This window comes from Oceanobacillus rekensis (assembly GCF_002153375.1).
Lineage (GTDB): Bacteria > Bacillota > Bacilli > Bacillales > Amphibacillaceae > Oceanobacillus > Oceanobacillus rekensis.
In genome coordinates, this window is the sequence record NZ_MTBQ01000001.1 from 130,263 (window position 1) to 148,341 (window position 18,079).

The 18,079-nt window shown below is 36.4% G+C and carries 17 protein-coding genes and 1 riboswitch; of the genes, 1 reads left to right on the forward strand and 16 read right to left on the reverse strand.

Translation table 11 applies throughout. From position 1 onward, the window contains the following. Positions 1-254: 254 nt before the first annotated feature. The 7 genes from BV906_RS00690 to BV906_RS00720 all read right to left on the reverse strand — a co-directional run bounded on the left by BV906_RS00690 (position 255) and on the right by BV906_RS00720 (position 7,809). Positions 255-1,241 carry a YpdA family putative bacillithiol disulfide reductase gene (locus BV906_RS00690; protein WP_087971555.1) on the reverse strand — a complete coding sequence of 329 codons (987 nt, stop codon included), beginning with the start codon at positions 1,239-1,241 and terminating at the stop codon, positions 255-257. A gap of 101 nt (positions 1,242-1,342) precedes the next feature. Further along, the gene (locus tag BV906_RS00695) at positions 1,343-2,623 is read right to left on the reverse strand and encodes a Glu/Leu/Phe/Val family dehydrogenase (RefSeq protein ID WP_087971556.1); all 1,281 of its coding nucleotides are present in this window, start codon (positions 2,621-2,623) and stop codon (positions 1,343-1,345) included. 104 nt (positions 2,624-2,727) lie between these two features. Beyond that, positions 2,728-3,672 (reverse strand): D-alanine--D-alanine ligase family protein, encoded by a 945-nt coding sequence (locus BV906_RS00700; RefSeq protein ID WP_087971557.1) that lies wholly within the window; start codon positions 3,670-3,672, stop codon positions 2,728-2,730. Positions 3,673-3,713: 41 nt separating this feature from the next. Then, entirely contained in the window at positions 3,714-4,292 is a 579-nt protein-coding gene (locus BV906_RS00705; protein ID WP_087971558.1) for a genetic competence negative regulator, read from the reverse strand. Between the two features lie 220 nt (positions 4,293-4,512). Continuing rightward, complete coding sequence (locus BV906_RS00710) at positions 4,513-4,800, reverse strand: hypothetical protein (protein ID WP_087971559.1); 288 nt, start codon at positions 4,798-4,800, stop codon at positions 4,513-4,515. Positions 4,801-5,192: 392 nt separating this feature from the next. Continuing rightward, entirely contained in the window at positions 5,193-6,743 is a 1,551-nt protein-coding gene (locus BV906_RS00715) for a RecQ family ATP-dependent DNA helicase (protein ID WP_176330233.1), read from the reverse strand. Between the two features lie 10 nt (positions 6,744-6,753). Beyond that, positions 6,754-7,809, reverse strand: coding sequence for a YpbB family protein (locus BV906_RS00720; RefSeq protein ID WP_087971561.1), 1,056 nt, complete (start codon positions 7,807-7,809; stop codon positions 6,754-6,756). 119 nt (positions 7,810-7,928) lie between these two features. Between BV906_RS00720 and BV906_RS00725 the strand changes: the two genes are divergently transcribed. Next, the gene (locus tag BV906_RS00725) at positions 7,929-8,183 is read left to right on the forward strand and encodes a ferredoxin (protein WP_087971562.1); all 255 of its coding nucleotides are present in this window, start codon (positions 7,929-7,931) and stop codon (positions 8,181-8,183) included. 163 nt (positions 8,184-8,346) lie between these two features. Here the strand turns inward: BV906_RS00725 and BV906_RS00730 are convergent, their stop codons facing one another. The 9 genes from BV906_RS00730 to resA all read right to left on the reverse strand — a co-directional run bounded on the left by BV906_RS00730 (position 8,347) and on the right by resA (position 18,032). Then, a complete protein-coding gene (locus BV906_RS00730; protein ID WP_087971563.1) occupies positions 8,347-9,537 on the reverse strand; it encodes a hypothetical protein in 1,191 nt (396 codons plus the stop codon). After that, complete coding sequence (locus BV906_RS00735; protein ID WP_087971564.1) at positions 9,534-10,070, reverse strand: RNA polymerase sigma factor SigX; 537 nt, start codon at positions 10,068-10,070, stop codon at positions 9,534-9,536. The genes BV906_RS00730 and BV906_RS00735 overlap by 4 nt, the downstream gene beginning before the upstream one ends. 133 nt (positions 10,071-10,203) lie before the next feature. Beyond that, positions 10,204-10,719 carry an ECF transporter S component gene (locus BV906_RS00740; RefSeq protein WP_087971565.1) on the reverse strand — a complete coding sequence of 172 codons (516 nt, stop codon included), beginning with the start codon at positions 10,717-10,719 and terminating at the stop codon, positions 10,204-10,206. 3 nt (positions 10,720-10,722) lie between these two features. Then, a complete protein-coding gene (locus tag BV906_RS00745) occupies positions 10,723-11,154 on the reverse strand; it encodes a DUF4430 domain-containing protein (protein WP_087971566.1) in 432 nt (143 codons plus the stop codon). A 543-nt stretch (positions 11,155-11,697) separates the two neighbouring features. Further along, a riboswitch (cobalamin riboswitch) is annotated at positions 11,698-11,874 on the reverse strand. Between the two features lie 79 nt (positions 11,875-11,953). Further along, positions 11,954-13,723, reverse strand: a complete 1,770-nt coding sequence (locus tag BV906_RS00750) for an ATP-binding protein (protein ID WP_087971567.1) — start codon at positions 13,721-13,723, stop codon at positions 11,954-11,956. After that, positions 13,723-14,439 carry a response regulator transcription factor gene (locus tag BV906_RS00755; protein WP_087971568.1) on the reverse strand — a complete coding sequence of 239 codons (717 nt, stop codon included), beginning with the start codon at positions 14,437-14,439 and terminating at the stop codon, positions 13,723-13,725. The genes BV906_RS00750 and BV906_RS00755 overlap by 1 nt, the downstream gene beginning before the upstream one ends. Before the next feature lie 133 nt (positions 14,440-14,572). Beyond that, a complete protein-coding gene (gene ccsB / locus BV906_RS00760) occupies positions 14,573-15,757 on the reverse strand; it encodes a c-type cytochrome biogenesis protein CcsB (protein WP_087971569.1) in 1,185 nt (394 codons plus the stop codon). A 48-nt stretch (positions 15,758-15,805) separates the two neighbouring features. Next, on the reverse strand, positions 15,806-17,443 hold the full coding sequence (gene resB, locus BV906_RS00765) for a cytochrome c biogenesis protein ResB (RefSeq protein ID WP_087971570.1): 1,638 nt from the start codon (positions 17,441-17,443) through the stop codon (positions 15,806-15,808). A 25-nt stretch (positions 17,444-17,468) separates the two neighbouring features. After that, the gene (gene resA / locus BV906_RS00770; RefSeq protein WP_425435158.1) at positions 17,469-18,032 is read right to left on the reverse strand and encodes a thiol-disulfide oxidoreductase ResA; all 564 of its coding nucleotides are present in this window, start codon (positions 18,030-18,032) and stop codon (positions 17,469-17,471) included. Positions 18,033-18,079: the final 47 nt, after the last annotated feature.

An 18,079-nucleotide genomic window follows, 5' to 3' on the forward strand; every position in this document is an offset into this window, starting at 1 on the left:
CGCCTACGTCCTGGGGCTGCGGTTACTCGCCCCACCGAAGACATTTGGGGCTGCGGGTACTCGTCCCACAGAATACATTTGTGGGCAACGTAGAAGTCAGCACAACACACGCAAGCCGGTTACTCAAAGCTTCGCCGCCTCGAACTTCTCGGTCCTTTTTATCCTACCCTCCTTTTTGAACACGCACTATTAATAAATTGGATAGCAGGTAAATTCTGCTATCCATTATAAAAATCTCTTTATTCCCTTCCTCTTTACCGGACTTCTCTAGATTTTGCTATAGATCTAGCAATTGCCTCACCATGAAATCGCCCGTTCTCGATAAAAATTTCATTATTATTATACCCAGCAGCAACTACACCAGCAATATATACTCCATTCACATTCGTTTCATAGGTCTCAGGGCTAAAATATGGTTTACCGTTTTCCTGATCGATTTTAATTCCAATCATTTCCAAAAGGGAATAATCTGGTTTGTATCCGGTCATGGCGAATACGAAATCATTCTTTGAACTACCTTTTTTACCATTAACCGTATAAACGATATGTTCATCTGTTATCTCTGTAACATGGGAATTATAAACCATTTTAACCAGGTCTTTTTTAACCAAAGAATCAAATTCGGGCAGAACCCATGGTTTTATGCTTTTAGAGTATTCGCTTCCTCGATAAAGCACCGTGACACGAGCACCCGCTTTATGTAATTCAAGTGCGGCATCTACGGCAGAGTTTTTACCGCCAATTACTGCCACATCCATATCAAAATAAGGATGAGCTTCCTTGAAGTAATGCGTTACTTTTCTTTTGTTCTCCCCAGGTATTTCAAGGTAATTTGGCTGATCATAATAACCAGTTGCGATAACCAATTGATCTGCAGTATATGTTCTTGTGTCACCATTAAATAATTTAGTGAAGACTAACAGTTGTTCAGTTGTTCTCTTTACCTCTATCACTCTTTCATATGTATTCATACGAAGCCTGTTCCTTACAGCTACTTCACGGTAATATGCGAGCGCCTGGTTCCTAACAGGTTTCTGTTTTTCAGTGATAAAAGCTATGTCACCTATTTCAAGTTTATCGCTGGAACTGAAAAAGGTCTGGTGTGTGGGGTAATTATAAATGGTATTCACTACATTTCCTTTCTCAATGATTAAAGGGTCAATTCTTTGTTTCTTCAGTTCAAGCGCGGCGGACATTCCACAAGGTCCCCCGCCAATGATGATAACTTTTTCATACTGCATAACCATACACTTCCTTTGTTTCATAAAATTTATAGCAAATCAAAAAACTCTTATCGAATAAGAGTTTTTTGAAATTATTATAAGTCATGTTTGTTAAAAAGTTAAACCCAACCACGGAATCTGGAAGCTTCGGCCATTTTTCTGACACCGACCATATATGCAGCCAGTCGCATATCAACACGTCTTGTTTTTGCGGTATTATATATATTTTCAAATGATTTAATCATAATTTCATGTAATTTCTTATCAATCTCTTCTTCAGACCAATAAAAACCTTGGTTGTTTTGTACCCATTCGAAATAGGATACCGTAACACCACCGGCAGATGCTAAGACATCTGGAACAAGCAGCACATCACGATCGGTAAGAATTTTAGTTGCTTCCATTGTAGTTGGTCCATTTGCAGCTTCAACTACAATGCTTGCCTTAATATCGTTTGCATTTTGCCTGGTTATCTGATTTTCTACAGCAGCCGGAACAATTATGTCACAATCTAATTCAAATAACTCTTTATTTGATATGGTATTATTGAAAAGTTTGGTTACGGTTCCAAAACTATCCCTTCGATCAAGAAGATAATCAATGTCCAAACCATTAGGGTCATGCAATGCCCCGTAAGCATCTGAAATGGCTACAACCTTTGCTCCTGCATCATGAAGGAATTTAGATAGGAAACTACCAGCATTTCCAAAACCTTGTACAACTACGCGTGCACCTCTTAATTCAATGCCTTTCTTTTTAGCAGCTTCATTTAAAACAATCGTAACTCCTTTTGCTGTCGCAGATTCCCTACCATGAGATCCACCGAGAACGATTGGTTTACCTGTAATAAAACCGGGACTGTTGAATTCATCTATTTTACTATATTCATCCATCATCCAAGCCATTATTTGCGAATTCGTAAAGACATCCGGTGCTGGGATATCCTTGGTAGGACCAACTATTTGACTTACAGATCGGACGTAACCACGGCTTAATGCTTCCAATTCACGGAAAGACATTTCACGCGGGTCACAAATAATTCCGCCTTTTGCTCCTCCATATGGGAGGTCAACAATTCCTGCTTTTAAGCTCATCCAAATAGATAGTGCCTTTACTTCTGTTTCTGTTACATCTGGATGGAAACGAATTCCACCCTTTGTTGGTCCTACAGCATCATTATGTTGTGCACGATATCCGGTAAACACTTTTACAACACCATCATCCATTCGTACGGGAATACGAACAGTCATCATTCGTAATGGGTCTTTCAATAATTCGTATACCTCATTAGGGTAACCAAGCTTTTCCAATGCGGTTTTTACAACAGTTCGTGTTGAACTAAGTACATCCATATTTTCTTGGTTTTCTTTGGTAGAATCTGCTGCTTTTTCGGCTACCATTTATTTACCTCCTACAATATACATAAAAGTTTGTATAGCCCACTCAGAGATTAGTATACACTCTCATGATAAATATGCAATAAAAACAGACTGTTTTCATAGTTCTAAGAATTTGTTTCTATTTTACCCATTGATAGTGTAACAAATTTCTCAATCATATCCTCATATTTAATCCCCACAGCATTTGCAGCATCTGGAAATAGACTTGTCGGTGTCATTCCAGGCAAAGTGTTCACTTCAAGTATCATCGGAAGGCCGTCTTCGTTCAGAATAAAGTCAACTCTTGAGTATGTTTCACAGCCAAGTGACTGATGGGCAAGGATTGCATAGGATTGTATAAGTCCTGTTGTTTCCTCATCAATGACTGCTGGCACAATATGCTGACTGCCACCTGGGGCATATTTCGCTTCATAATCATAAAAACCATTTTTAGGTATAATTTCAATGATTGGTAATGCTTCTTCATTCCCTTTTTCTCCGATTATCGCAACAGTTAATTCTCTTCCTTTAATAAAGTCCTCTACCAGAATCATATCATCGCTTTCAGCTGCACGATTGACAGCTTCCATAACTTGATTGGAATCTGTAACGATGGTCAATCCCAATGTAGAACCCTCTTTATTCGGTTTAATAACAAATGGCGGGGTAAATGCATTATTTATTTTATTTACTATAAATTCTTTCTTAGTCGCTTTAGAGATTGCATATACTTCACTTTTTGCTAGTGGAATCTTATTCATCATAAATACCTGCTTGGCTTTTGCTTTATCCATTGCTAAGGCAGAAGATAGAACTCCAGATCCTACATATGGTATACCCATCATATCCAATAAACCTTGAATTCTGCCATCTTCTCCATATTTTCCATGAAGTCCAATAAAAACTAGATCAACATTTAACTTAATGATGTCTTCAAGGTTATTCGGATTAAAATCAACCCCGATAACTTCATGGCCCTTATCTCTTAACGCATTCATTATTCCCTTACCAGATGAAAGAGAAACCTCTCGTTCACCAGAAATTCCTCCATATAATACCGCAATTTTCATACCTTGCACTCCTTTTGAAAACTTAAATACAATAAACCGTATTAATAAAATATTTCTATAATTTTTTGGATTGCATCTGTGTGAAAAATTACCTTTCCATACTCCTGCAATCGATGTGAGGTTATAATACTCGGGTTGGAATACTCGGACATAATTCCGATAACATCCTCTTTATTTATATTCGAAAAATCAATTTCATCAAGTATCATATAATAGCGATCATGCATATAATAAACCTTGCCTCCGGTAACAGTTAACGGAGATAAGTAGGACGATACTTGAATAATGTCCTCAAATTCATCAAATGAAAAAATTAGCTCATTGCTTTCGTCTAGAGTAACTTTCATTTCAATAAAATCATCATCCCAATTAATTTCTTCATCCTGTTGTGTGACAAATATGTGCATACCTTGCGCCTGCATGAGATGTACTTGGACAAGGAGCATTCCATCAAGTTCCATACCTAGTTCGCTGCTGGCTTCATACATCATATCACTGAAAAGACTACGGACATTTGATGCATCATGCCATAAATCGTCTTTCGTAAACCCACGTTCAACTAAGTCATCAAACGTTAAAAATATAGTAAATTGGTCATTAGACAAACGTTCAATACGCATACTGCATCCCCCTTATATTGGTGCCATATTGGTAATGCCTTTCTAATCGCATTATACCAAATTTATGATTTTAGTAAGCACTTTATACACTATATGCATATCATCAATATGTTGAACAGTACCAAGCTAAATTAAAAAGAGTTGCTAAAATTAATCCAAATCATAAGGAATCCAATTAAGGCTTTCAATTGTTCGTATCACTTCACTTCGAATAAAGATATTAGCTCATTTCCAAAAAATATGCTCCAATCAATATAACAATGAGTAAAATGACAATAAACAGGAACCTGAATAATGCTTTACTGATTTTAAAATGGCTTCGACGGTTTATAAAATGTTTTTCTTTTCTGGACGGAAGGTTTAAAATATCCACTTCACGTTGCATGTCGGTGTTATCGATACTATCTATAGGAACAGCTTGCTTTTCTTCATGTCCCTTTTCTACTTGTTCCACCAGCAATTGTAATTCGTCCGCCTGTTTATCTGTGTCCCTGGATTTCATATTCATTGTAAAGCCCCTCACTTCTTAAAACGAATCATAAACTTATACAGGAAGTCTGCCCATTCATGGTTGTTATGGTTACGAGTAAGATAATCGTTTAATTACACAAATAAACGATAAAAAAACTTGCTGAGACAATCGAAATAAGTAAAATAGGTTTGGTTAAATACCGAATATGTACAAAAAATAGTAAACTGGTAACACTGTACCCGAACACATTTCTAGATGACTCCTATGAATAATAATTTCCAGAAACAACAGCGAATAATGAAAGCATAAATATATAGGTTAAAGTTTGCTTATCAAAAAGATCCTTTCATTTGTTCCACCATCGTAATATTTTAGGATTGAAGCAAATTAATCAAGTCAGTGGAACATCAGCCCAGGAATAAATCAGTTTACTCTGCTTCATTTACATTACCGACCAATAATACCTTCTTTAGTTTAGCTTGCCAACTTTCCGAATGCGACTTTTCAAGTGGAGTCTCATCCGGTTTCCACTTGTCCCAAGTAAACCCACAATTACTGCAACAATGATACTTAGGATTTTTATATGTTTCTTGGAAGAACTTGTACAAGTTTCTACGTAAGCATTCTTTTTCATTAATCCATCTTAAAACATCGTTCAGTTTCTCTTGTTTATATTGGATTCTCTCTTTAATTAAAGTTTCAATCGACAGTAAAGCATGACGCCAATTTTCTTCCTGAAATTGAATCCGATTATTTTTAATAATACCATGTTTTTCTAATTGAAAGCGAAAAAACTTCCATTGTGTTTCATTTATTTGTAATTGGTTTTCCATCTGTTCATTTGATGTTGCTACTTCCATTCCCTGCTGGACCATTGTATATAAATGACGGAACAAGTTAGTTATATCTGTTTTATCAGGAAGTTCGTTTTTAATCATGTTTTTCGGTATGAAAGCATCCTTTGGGGAATACAGCAATAGACCGATACTTGATTTGCCATCCCTTCCCGCTCTGCCAACCTCCTGAATGTAGGATTCCAATTGTAATGGAAGGTGGAAATGAATAATCAATCTGATATTGCTTTTATTGATGCCCATTCCAAATGCACTTGTACAACAGACAATGTCAAGTTGGCCATTCATAAATTGTTGCTGTATACTTATTCGATCGATTTGTTCCATCCCGCCGTGATAGAAAGCTATATTCCTATCCTCCAGTCGATTGGAAAGAATTCTTGCCGTATTTTCTGCAGCTACCCTGCTTGTGAAATAAATTAATGCTGGAATACGATACTTTCCGAGAATTCTAGTCATCCGTTCTATCTTTTCAACATCATCAGCGACTTCTTCCATACAAAATGTTATATTCTCCCGATCCATTGGATAAATACGTTTGTTCATATTTGGTCTATTTAATGCCTTAATAATGTCTTCTTGAACTTGGGGAGTTGCAGTCGCGCTTAAGGCCATGACTGTTGGGTGGTTTAAAGCCTCAATGGCTTCACTGAGTTTCAGATAATCTGGTCTGAATTCATGTCCCCATTGTGAAATACAATGTGCTTCATCGATAACAAATAATCGTACATCCAACCGCTTTAAACGGCCTATTAATTCTTGTTGCTGCAACAACTCTGGAGATACATAGATTAATTTATAGTTATACAGACTATTATAAACAGATTTTCTCTCAGGTGGGTTCATGAAACTGTTAATGGCAATAACTTCCTTGAAATTATTTGCTTTTAATTCTTTGACTTGATCGATCATTAAAGATATTAGTGGAGAAACAACGATAGTTAGTCCTTCCTGAATTCTTGCAGGAAGCTGATAACAAATTGACTTACCGGATCCAGTTGGAAGAATGCCAAGCACATCCTCTCCGCCAAGCGCGTCCTGTATGATCTCTTTTTGACCTGTTCGAAATGATGTATAACCAAACTGCTTTTTTAATGTATCTTCTAATAAATTTGTATCCTGCATGCTGATCACCTTATTTTAGTACTTTCTTATTCACAGCCAGAACAAGCCGGATTTGAAAATAACTGATATTTTCATTTAGGGATTCTTTGATATCCTTTAATTTAAATGAATTTTCGTTGTTAAGCACGGTTATTACTTCCTTTTGGTCTTCCGCAGATATGTAATTATCTAAAGGGAAGTCTGAGTCATATAAAGCAATTTCTACAATATGATCATGGATTGTGTTTGTTTTCAGATTTCTCATTGCTGCAATTTGATTAATCGTATAACTTTTCTTTAATAGTTGATTCGTCTTATTTGCTGAATGGGTAATTAGGTTTGTTTCCGATAAATCATTCAATATCTTTGCATGTATTGAGAATTTTTCTTTGTCTTTGTGTACGGTCGTTATTATTCGATGAACCATACCTGTAAGTAACAGGTGAACATCCTCGTCCGTCAGCATATATTTTTCAGAAAGTTGATTTGTACTCAGACCAATTGTTTGATAACCTGTCAGACGGTCCACAAATAAGGATGCATCCTGTTCTGGAAACATATCTAAGAGATTGTATAGCTCATCATAAAGCGATTGTATAACTTCTTTTTTCTTTGTCTTCATTGTTTGATAATGCTGTTTAACCCACCTCTCGGCAGAATGGTTATCTGTAACCGGAATGAAACGGAAGTAATTCATCTTTGCATTTGTTAGTGTCTGTATGAGTAATAAAAGTCTTAAATAAAAAACGTCTGTTATTTTATTGTACGTTAAGCCATTAAAATATTCGACCTTTAAATGTTCTTTATGTTCTTCAAGCCATTCGACTCCAATAGTAGATAATTGGAATTTACTATATTCATTTTCAATTGTATTCAATAAGCCCTCCGCAACTAACCTGGATAAGTTATTGTTGAATCTTTCTTTGGTTAGAACATTATAGATACCATAGTACTTCTCCAAATGATAGATATGTGCATCCTGTACCGTCTGAATTGATTTCTTGCCTTTTAATAAATGATAAATACTCGAAGCTGTGCGTTCTCCCTGTAATTTGTCTATACATGTCAGGATGATACCATCGAACATCAAATGAACCCCCTTCCTGAAAAATTGATTATTAGAAAACAGAAGATGTTATTGTAATGATTGTTGAACAGATTTAGAATAGGTAGTGTAGCGGGGTTTATGTAATAGGGGGAAATTGTATGGCGAAATACACAATCGTTGATAAAGAAACTTGTATTGCTTGTGGTGCTTGCGGTGCTAGTGCACCGAAAATTTTTACTTATGATGATGAAGGGCTTTCTTACGTTTCCATCGATGACAATGCTGGAACATCGGTTATCCCGGATAGTTTGACAGATGACTTACTCGATGCGTATGAAGGTTGTCCAACAGAATCCATAAAGATCTCTGAAATTGCTTTTAATGGAGATCCATTAAAATTTAGTGATGAATAGAATAATCTTAATATAAGTATACATTTTAAAAGTGTTTTTGAAAAATATTTTTTAGAAAACTTGGCATATGCCAAACCCTTAGGCATATGCCTTGCATTTATGCAGTAAGAAAGTAGTTATACTTTCTTAACTGCCAAGAACACTTTTAGAATGGACATTATTATTAATTCCTGATGTCGACAGGATTTACTGCTTTCGGAACCGGTATTGGTTTGGTAATATCATATGGACCAATTTGATTTACTGGAAAGTTCCTAAATTGGACGGATTGATATCCATAACTTTTGGCTGTCATTAGTATTGCTTCTATCATGGTCATTACTTCCTGGTCATGACCAATAGTTGATTCTTCTTCAAGTGTTAATAAAAGCAGTTCATCTGATGATTCAACAGAAAGCTGAACTTCATCTGGTACCGTTTGGCTGATATTAAATCCTTCCTGTTCCATTTTCATCTCTGACATCGCGTCATGGATGGAAAGATTGGAGTTTGGGATGGGGATCAAGAATTGATTATTATATAACTTGTAGATGGAATCATCTTCTTTACTTAATGAAAGTTCTTCAATAACTCCAAATGGTCCAAGTTCAACACCATGGTGCTTGGATTCGAAAACAGCTTTATTAATACCATATGGTGTAAACATGGTGGCAAGCATTTGTTCGAAAATGTAGGCGTTCGTTGAACCTGCTCCAATGGAAAAGTTATCACCAAGATCGATAATCACATCTGATTCCTTAAGCTGAAACGAGGCATTTGCCAACATATAATCATTTGTTGCCCATTCTACATCTACATTTTTAATATAGTTTTCTAATTCATTATAATATTCTTCTACGGAAGCATCTTGATCAACAATAAATGAAACAGGAATAATATACTGCTTCCCGAGATCCGGTATTGCGCCATATACAATTTTAGACGTACTGGAACCCTGAATAATGAAGCTGTTTAATGAATCTTCCATGTTTATTTTAATTTCATTTACTTCTTCTGAATAGTTAGTTGCAGCTTCCCCGCTTTCTTGGTCTCGATCAGAGTTTTCCATGACGATTGATTCCTCATTTCTATCAAAGTTAGTTTCCATTTCAATTTCAGAAAATTGCTTGTCATTTTGTTTTACTTGATCTTCAGTCTTTAGCATAAATGGAACGAGAACAATGATGAGAGCAGTTAATATTGTTACTAAAATAGGAACCAACTTTTTCTTTCTAAATCTATTTTCGATTACGCGAGTGTTTGACATTTCGAGTGAGATGCGGTTATATAGCATATTTTTATCTGTATTGTCCTTTATCTTCGGCATATTCTGTAACCCGTCTATGATTTCTTGGTGTTCTTCATTTCGTCTCATAGAATGTCTCCCCCTTTCTCGCCATGTTCCTTTAATAGCTTTTTTATTGCTTTTAGTCCTCTATGCTGTGTCGTTTTGACTTTACTTATACTGAAATTCAGTATTTCTGCTGTTTCCTGAATGGAAAAGGAATGCAAATATCTCAGGATTAATACATTTTTTTGATCGATTGTGCATTTATCGAGATAGTTATATATTTGTTTCATCTGTTCATTTTTAATTGTTATTTCCTCAGGTAAATCTTTTTCATCAGGAATCAATTCACCTTTTTCAGTCCAATCAAAGAAGTCGCTTATTCTATTTCTTTTTCTTTTCAATGAACGAAAAAAATCGTATGTAACATGTCTTGCAATCGAAAAAAGCCACGTTTTCTCACTACTCTCCCCTTTGAAGTTTTGATAGGATTTCAAGACTTTAATATATACTTCCTGAATAAGATCTTCCGTTGTTTCTCTATCCTTTACCATGTAAAAAATGTACTGGAACAGATCCTGATGATAGTTATCATATAACTTATCGAAAATGGCCTTCATGGAGACCCTCCGTTCAACTGTATAGTCGTTATTCATACAAAAAGGTTACAATTATAGTATATGGTATAAATTGAAAGCGCAAGCTACTTTAAGTATATCAGCAAATGAATAACGAAAAAAACACCAACTGTATTCAGTTGGTGTTTTTGATTGTAAATCTTTTAACAGCATATTTACGAAATAAATGAGACATGATCGGGTATAAGAGAATAATGAAAACTGCATTCCCAATCGCGTGGCTCGTATCAAATGGAAGACCAGCAATATAATAGGGCCAAAACTTACCTACTATTTGATAGTTCGTCAAAGATATGACGAAACCATACAAATATCCACTGAATACGGCGAAAAGTACAATTACAAACAGTGGAACACGTTTAAGTGTTTTACTTAATAAACCACTCAAAACACCAATTATGCACCAAGAAACAATCTGCCATATAGTCCATATTCCCATTCCCATCAACATGTTTGAAAGGAATGTTGTTACAACAGCTAAGAGTATTGCTGATAATGGGCCAAGAATCATACCACAGATAATAATAAGTGCCGTTACTGGTTGTACATTTGGAATGAACTGGAACACATATCTTCCTGCAATTGCCAAAGCAGCTAGTAAAGCTATAATTGTAATCTTATATGTGTTCATATTCTATTCCCAGGACTGTAAATCAAAAACAACTACATCACCAGGAGAAAGTTCATATTCGTTTGCTCCAACAGTTGGCATTTCATCATTAACAAAAAACATCCAGGCGGTTTGATCCTCTTCACTTGCTTCAACTCTTTCAATTGAAGTAATAAATGTACCATCAAACTCTGTTTCGATGTAGAAGTTTTCTTCCATAACATCCATCAGTATATCGCCTTCTTCAATCGGGATCTCCTGCTCGTTTACGGATTCTACCCCTTCATTAATAGAAATGGTGATTCGAACAGATTCTTCCGATACTTCTCCGGTATCAGAAGTATCGTTTGTACTCACTCTAGTATTCGTATTTTGTTCGGTGTCACCATCAGATGAGCACCCAAACAATAATCCTACTGCCATGATTACAACTAATTGCAAAATCCATTTTTTCATTGATTTCTCATCCTTTTGCATAATGTTATTGGGATTGATCTGCATTTATAAAAATAGACTCTTTTCGTAAATTTTGTTGTTTTTAACCGTCACTGTTTTTATAAACTACGACGTAAATAAACTTCGGCGACCGCTTTGGGAAATACACTGCGCGCATCCCTAGGGCGGCTAGTGAGCACCTTCATGCTAACGCATTTCAGTATCTCACCTATGCCTCTCTTCCCGTAGGAGTCTCCGTGTATTTCCCAAAGCTAGTTAGAAGTGGCATGCAATTACTACACTTGCATTAACTAAAATAGTAAATAACTTCACCAGTTCGGGATTGCTCCGGGCGGCGGTTATAACAGTCACCTATGCGTAAGGTGTAAGTGCTTCGCAGTTTATCTCGACTACGAGGCAGATAACAACAATATATACGAAAGCAGCCAAAAAATAAAAAATCCGCCCTTGAAGCATCAAAGGCAGATGAAAGACAAACAAATAATAATAAGCAAAAAATGCTATATGTATTCGTAAGTCTCAATTGCTTATACCCCCGAAGCATTGAAACAACTTGAATTGGCAGGTCTACTGACTTATGATTCAAACCTACTCTAAGCCCTTCCCATATGGTTCCCATACAGTGGATTGCTTATTTCGTCACCATTTACAGTTGCGAGGACAGTCCCAGATTTTCACTGGATTCCCTAATAATTAAACACCAATTACAATATTAAATATATACGATTCAATCCCAATACACGGTTATCATAGCATAATAAAATTAAATAGAAAAGATATTAAGAAGAAGTTTAGGTAATCAAAAACTATTAGAACCCTGTGGCAATTTGAAACTAAAGGTTGTTCCTTGATTTAGTTTACTTTTCACTTGAATGGTCCCCTGATGAGAATCAACAATATTTTTAGCAATGGCAAGCCCAAGTCCTGTACCCTTTTTATCTCTGCTTCGCACTCTGGATTTGTCGGCTTTATAGAATCGCTCAAAAATAAATGGTAAATCTTCCTCAGGAATTCCACTCCCACTATCGTTCACTTCCACATAAAATTCATCGGATATATTTGTGACGGAAACCCGGACTAGTCCACCTTCTAATGTATGCCTGATTGCATTGTCGATTAGATTTGTGAATACTTGTTCAATACTGTCCGGATCAAAGTACGCCTTTGGGTAATCCGTATGTAATGATAATGCAAGTTCAATTTTATTATCTGAAGCAAGACCTCTAAATTTATTAACAATCCGCTCCACATAGGTTTCAATATCCACCAATTCGAAATTTAAATTTATTTGACCCGATTCCATTCGTGCAAGGTCAAGCAGCTCATTTACAAGACGACCCATACGTAATGATTCTTCCTGAATAATTTGTGCTAGTTCATTTTTTGCCTCTTTCGTGTCTGCAATATCATCCACAATTGCTTCACTATACCCTTGAAGCATGGAAATGGGGGTACGTAATTCATGTGAGACATTTGCGATGAAATCTTTACGTAATTTATCCAGACGTCTTTCTTCTGTCATATCTCTAATTACAGCGACCGCTCCCCTTACATAGGTTTGGTCGTATAAAGGTGTCATCAGCATAACATAGATTCTACCTTGCAGACCGATCTCACGTAGAACTGCTTGCTCGCCATCAATTACTTCTTTAAGAGCTTCTTGTAGTTCTTTTGGAAGGGTACGGTTTTGATCCATCGTTATATCATTCTCAAAATACCAGCCTTCAATATACTTTTTAGCAGGTGGATTTATAACTAGAATGTCACCATTCCGATTTAACGTAACAACTCCATCAGCCATTGAACTTACAATACTGGATAATTGTTCCTTCTCCTGGCGCAATGCATTAATATGAAATTTCAGCTGTCTACCCATTCGATTAAATTCGATGGCAAGATCACCGATTTCATCATGTGTCAGTACAGGGACTTTTGTGTTAAACTCACCTCTAGTAAGATTGTAGGCTGCTTCACGCATCTTAATTAATGGAGAACTAATTCTTGTCGATAGAAAAACAGCGAAAAAGGTCGTTAACAGGATAGCAATTCCCGCACTAAGCAGGATTAACTTGGTTGTTTGTGCCTTCGTTTGATTAATTATGTCGAGTGGTTGAAATACAAAAATTGCACCACCATTTTCAATAGGCGATCCGACAATGATCATATCATTATCTGTATTTGGAATGTTAATTTGTTTCTTTACTTTTTGTTTGTTGTAGATTACTTCATTAATTTCATCCCTGGATTGAAGCCATTCATCATAATCCTTTGGTACCAAGTCCTCATCACTACTCGTAGACATCCAAAGATCTTCTTCATTGTAAAAAATGGCAATCCGACTGGAAGGGTCTTTTAGCATCTCTGTCATTTCTTCTATAAATAATCTGTCCTGTCCCCCTTCCACCAGGGAAGAGATCTTTGTTGCCATTTGCATCATGTCATTTTCAGCTTCCTGTATGTGGAAGGTTTCAAAGAATTCCATGAGAAAAAAAGTCAAAATAGAAAGGACAAAGGCTACAAGCAATAGAATTGTTAAAGAAAGTTTACCAACTACACTCTTCCAAAACATTAGACATCATCAACTTCAAATTTATAGCCAACACCCCAAACCGTAACAATCATTTTAGCTGCAGGTTTAGATACAGAACTCAATTTTTCGCGGAGTCGTTTAACATGTGTATCTACAGTACGAAGATCACCAAAAAATTCATACTGCCAAACTTCTTTTAATAAATTCTCCCTATTGAATACCTTATCAGGTGATTTCGCAAGGAAGCATAGCAGTTCATATTCTTTAGGTGTTAAACTGACTTCTTCTCCATCAGCAGTGACTCGATGTGCATCATGGTCAATTGTAATATGTGGAAACACCAAAATATTTTTAGTCGAAATATCTTTCTCATTAAATGTTGAAGCTGATACTCTCCTGAGTAATGCCTTTACACGTAATACTGCTTCTCTTGGACTGAAAGGTTTAACAATATAGTCATCTGCTCCAACTTCAAATCCTTGCACACGATTAGCTTCCTCACCTTTTGCAGTCAACATAATTACAGGAGTATCTTTTTCCTTTCGAAGCTCCTGACAGGTTTCAATCCCATCCATTTCGGGCATCATAATATCTAGTATAATTATGCTGTAATCTGTATCTAAAGCCTTTTCCAAGGCGTCTTTTCCATTGGACGCTTCATCAACCATATAGTCTTCACGTTCAAGATACATCCGAATAAGTCTGCGAATTCTTTCTTCATCATCTACAACTAAAATTTTTGCTTTCGAATCCATAAGCGTATCCTCCTGTATTAATCACTAATGTATTTAAAAATCCACTAATAGTAAATTATAAACCATATTCTGAAAAAATGTATGAAAAACGAGGTATCATGATGACACCCCGCCTTATATTTAGATAGATAGTTTAAGCATATGAATGAAGACCCGCAAGCACGAGGTTTACAACAATTAGGTTAAACATAATAATACCAAACCCTGCTACTGCAAGCCAAGCTGACTTTTCACCATGCCATCCTCTTGACAACCGCAAGTGAAGGAAGGCAGCATAAAATAACCATGTTACCAATGCCCAAACCTCTTTTGGATCCCAACCCCAGAAACGACCCCAAGCAATTTGAGCCCAGATGGAAGCAAAAATTAATCCACCTAGTGTAAATATCGGGAAACCTATTGTTACGGATCGATACATGATTTCATCCAGCAGATCAGGCTTAACACTTTTGAGCAATGGTTGCAATTTAGCACCAATCCGTTTACGTGTAACTAATCGAACAATACCATATAGGATAGACCCAGCAAAGAATGACCAGATAACGCTATTAAACTTTCTTCCGGCATCTACTCCCTGCATCCATGATGGGGTTTCAAACCAAGGTTCCATAACATCTTCTGTTACAAGAGTTCCACCCATCGGTCCGGCAATTGCTGGTAAATGATACTCAGCGATTTCATTACCTTGCTGACCTTCAAATGTTGCATTGTAATCCATCAGATTAAATACTGAAGTTATGACGATAAAGCCAACGAATAAAAACATCGTATAGATAATAGCTTCAAGCCAAATATTCCTTTTATTTCTTACTGTTTGGTCAATTTGCCTGATTAAATACATAATTCCTGCCGCAAAACTTACAAACAGAATACCCTGTCCTAATGCAACAGTTGTTACATGTATGTACAACCAATGACTCTGTAATGAAGGTACCAATGGAGAAATTTCGGTTGGAAACATACTTGCGTAAGCAATAACAATCATTGAAATAGGAAGTGCAAACAACCCAAGAAAAGTTAATTTGTAATAGAAATAAAGAATAATGAATCCCAAGACCATACACATTCCGAGAAATGTCATGAATTCAAACATATTACTTACCGGTGCATGTCCACTTGCAATCCATCTTGTAATTAAATATACAAGTTGTGCAATAAAACCGATGATTGTTAATGTTATTCCAATTGTTCCTGCTTTGGTTTTCTTTCTTCTTTCAGATTTTTCCTGTCTGATTGTTGCCCCAAAGAATAATGTTGCAATCAGATAAAGAATAAACGCTGAATATAGCATTGTACTGCTTATATTTAGCAAATCCATAAATATTTCCTCCTTACCCGGATAAAACTGCGTACTATTCCCGCAGTTTTAATCCAGTTCCTGCTGGTCTTCTACCATTTTAATTGATGTATTTTCTATTGATTTTTCAATATCTTTACTAATCCCAAACCAGTTTTTATTTGTGTGGGCTGCAAGTAGAAGCCCATTCCCCTTAGGATGTATCCAAATTCTGCGATGCTGCCAATACATTCCCTGGATGACACCTATCATAAATATTGCTGCACCAATAACGAAGTAAGTCAATGTATAATCCACTCTTAGCGTAAGACCACTGACATCACGCATTTCAAAATCTTCAATTCCGAGCTTATATTGATTTTCACCAGTGGCATCTATGTTTCTTCCAATACCGAGAAAGCTTATTTCGGCACTATCACTATCCGGAGGGTAAACCATCATTACGAATGCCGGATTCCTTGGATAATCTGTCTCTGATGCTGGTGTTCCATTATCATCCAAATAGTAATCCGGATAATATTGATCGATTACAATACGAAATCCATTATCAAGTTCATATTCAGATTCCGGATCAGTCAAATCGATAGTAAACGAACCCAAAGCGGTTTCATCCTCATCATCTGTCTCGTGAATATAAAAGCTCATATTGTGAAATTCATTCACTTGATATCCCGATTGGTAAAGGGTGTATTTATCAAACTTTGCTGGTTTATTCATCTGAATAGAATCTTCCAGTATTGGTTGGAGCTCGGGGGCAGCGCCAGGAACTTCCGCATCTTTTGCTTTGTAAATTACAATGTCTGTCTGAAAGTTACTTGGCACGACACCTTCCTCCTGAATTGCCTGTTGAAAACGTTCATCATTTTCGTTATGTGTCTCCATAATGAAATCTTTATTTTCAATATAGTAATCGCCCTCTGTTCCAGGGATAACGGTTCGTTCCCCTTCCCGTACCCAGATATATTCATCTGTATACATGATTGGTGTGAGACGTAAAATGGCCGCGAGCAGGATAATAATTAAGCCAATATGGTTGACATATGGCCCCCATCTTGAAAAACGTCCCTTTTCAGCGAGGATATGGCCATTATCATTTCTAACATTATATCGTGCTTTTTTTAGATTTTTTTGAACGGTTTCTATATCTTGTGCAGATACTTCCTCCGTTTCACTGTATAGACGTTGTCTGTTCAAAAATGTTTCATGGCGTTTAGCATTCTGTCTTTTTAATGCTTTGTATAATGGAACAAATCGATCAAGACTACAGATAACAAGTGAAATACCTATTAATGCAATTAAGATCATATACCACCAAGAACTGTATAAGTTATGAAAACCTAATTGATAATAGATAAGACCGAAAATCCCATAGCGGTCTTCATAAAAAATCGCAGGATCACGTGATACTGCATCTTCAGGTATGTATATTTGTTGCGGCAAAATGGTTCCGATCATTGACGCGACTAACGCTAGAACGATTAACCAGACGCCGACCTTAACTGAGGAAAAGAAACTCCATATTCTGTCAATGATAGATTTATTGTACGTTTGTGAACGTCGTGCAGTTCCATCATAACGCATGTTGAGTAGTTTATGTTTTTCATTTCCATCAATATGCTGGTTTCCTTCAATCGGCTTCCCGCATGCTTCACATAAAACTGTGCCTTCGGGATTAATATGACCACATTCACATTTTATTTTGTTCATTTAGATCCCCCATGTTGTCTGATGATTAATCCATATTCGGCTGTATGGCTTGTAAGTATCCGTCAAGTCGTTCTAATGTTAGTGCACCATTTACCACTTCTTCTATTTCTCCATCTGGATTAATAAAGAAGGTGCTTGGTATTGGACCAACTTTATACAAATCTCTGATCTCTTCAGTTTTATCATGTGGAATTGCAAAAGTTAAGTCATATTTATCAATAAAACGGTCAACGACAAGCTCTGTACCGTCAAGGCTGACAGCAAGAATTTCAACACCTTTGTCTTTATACTTCGGATACAATTCCTGCATGTAAGGCATCTCCGCTTCACAAGGTTTACACCAAGTTGCCCAGAAATTCAACATTACACCCTTACCTTCGTAATCACTTAGCTGAATGGTCTCTGCATCATAATTATTACTGATTTGTTTAAGCTGAAAGTCTGGAGCCGCGTCGCCCGCTTTATATATCGTATTATCACTTGTCAAATTGGAGACAAGTGCAAAAACAACAGCAGCCACCAGGACTGCAAGAATAGTGGTTCTGAATATTAAACGATTTCTTTTTTTCTTTTGCTTGCTCTTTTTCATTTCTTCCAAACTCAAAATCAATCACTCCCCACGCCATTATAACATCT

Bases quoted from the DNA above. Each gene is read 5' to 3' on its own strand.
- BV906_RS00690 (WP_087971555.1), bottom strand. From the start codon at position 1,241: ATGCAGTATGAAAAAGTTATCATCATTGGCGGGGGACCTTGTGGAATG.
- BV906_RS00695 (WP_087971556.1), bottom strand. From the start codon at position 2,623: ATGGTAGCCGAAAAAGCAGCAGATTCTACCAAAGAAAACCAAGAAAAT.
- BV906_RS00700 (WP_087971557.1), bottom strand. From the start codon at position 3,672: ATGAAAATTGCGGTATTATATGGAGGAATTTCTGGTGAACGAGAGGTT.
- BV906_RS00705 (WP_087971558.1), bottom strand. From the start codon at position 4,292: ATGCGTATTGAACGTTTGTCTAATGACCAATTTACTATATTTTTAACG.
- BV906_RS00710 (WP_087971559.1), bottom strand. From the start codon at position 4,800: ATGAATATGAAATCCAGGGACACAGATAAACAGGCGGACGAATTACAA.
- BV906_RS00715 (WP_176330233.1), bottom strand. From the start codon at position 6,743: ATGCAGGATACAAATTTATTAGAAGATACATTAAAAAAGCAGTTTGGT.
- BV906_RS00720 (WP_087971561.1), bottom strand. From the start codon at position 7,809: ATGTTCGATGGTATCATCCTGACATGTATAGACAAATTACAGGGAGAA.
- BV906_RS00725 (WP_087971562.1), top strand. From the start codon at position 7,929: ATGGCGAAATACACAATCGTTGATAAAGAAACTTGTATTGCTTGTGGT.
- BV906_RS00730 (WP_087971563.1), bottom strand. From the start codon at position 9,537: ATGAGACGAAATGAAGAACACCAAGAAATCATAGACGGGTTACAGAAT.
- BV906_RS00735 (WP_087971564.1), bottom strand. From the start codon at position 10,070: ATGAAGGCCATTTTCGATAAGTTATATGATAACTATCATCAGGATCTG.
- BV906_RS00740 (WP_087971565.1), bottom strand. From the start codon at position 10,719: ATGAACACATATAAGATTACAATTATAGCTTTACTAGCTGCTTTGGCA.
- BV906_RS00745 (WP_087971566.1), bottom strand. From the start codon at position 11,154: ATGAAAAAATGGATTTTGCAATTAGTTGTAATCATGGCAGTAGGATTA.
- BV906_RS00750 (WP_087971567.1), bottom strand. From the start codon at position 13,723: ATGTTTTGGAAGAGTGTAGTTGGTAAACTTTCTTTAACAATTCTATTG.
- BV906_RS00755 (WP_087971568.1), bottom strand. From the start codon at position 14,439: ATGGATTCGAAAGCAAAAATTTTAGTTGTAGATGATGAAGAAAGAATT.
- ccsB (WP_087971569.1), bottom strand. From the start codon at position 15,757: ATGGATTTGCTAAATATAAGCAGTACAATGCTATATTCAGCGTTTATT.
- resB (WP_087971570.1), bottom strand. From the start codon at position 17,443: ATGAACAAAATAAAATGTGAATGTGGTCATATTAATCCCGAAGGCACA.
- resA (WP_425435158.1), bottom strand. From the start codon at position 18,032: ATGAAAAAGAGCAAGCAAAAGAAAAAAAGAAATCGTTTAATATTCAGA.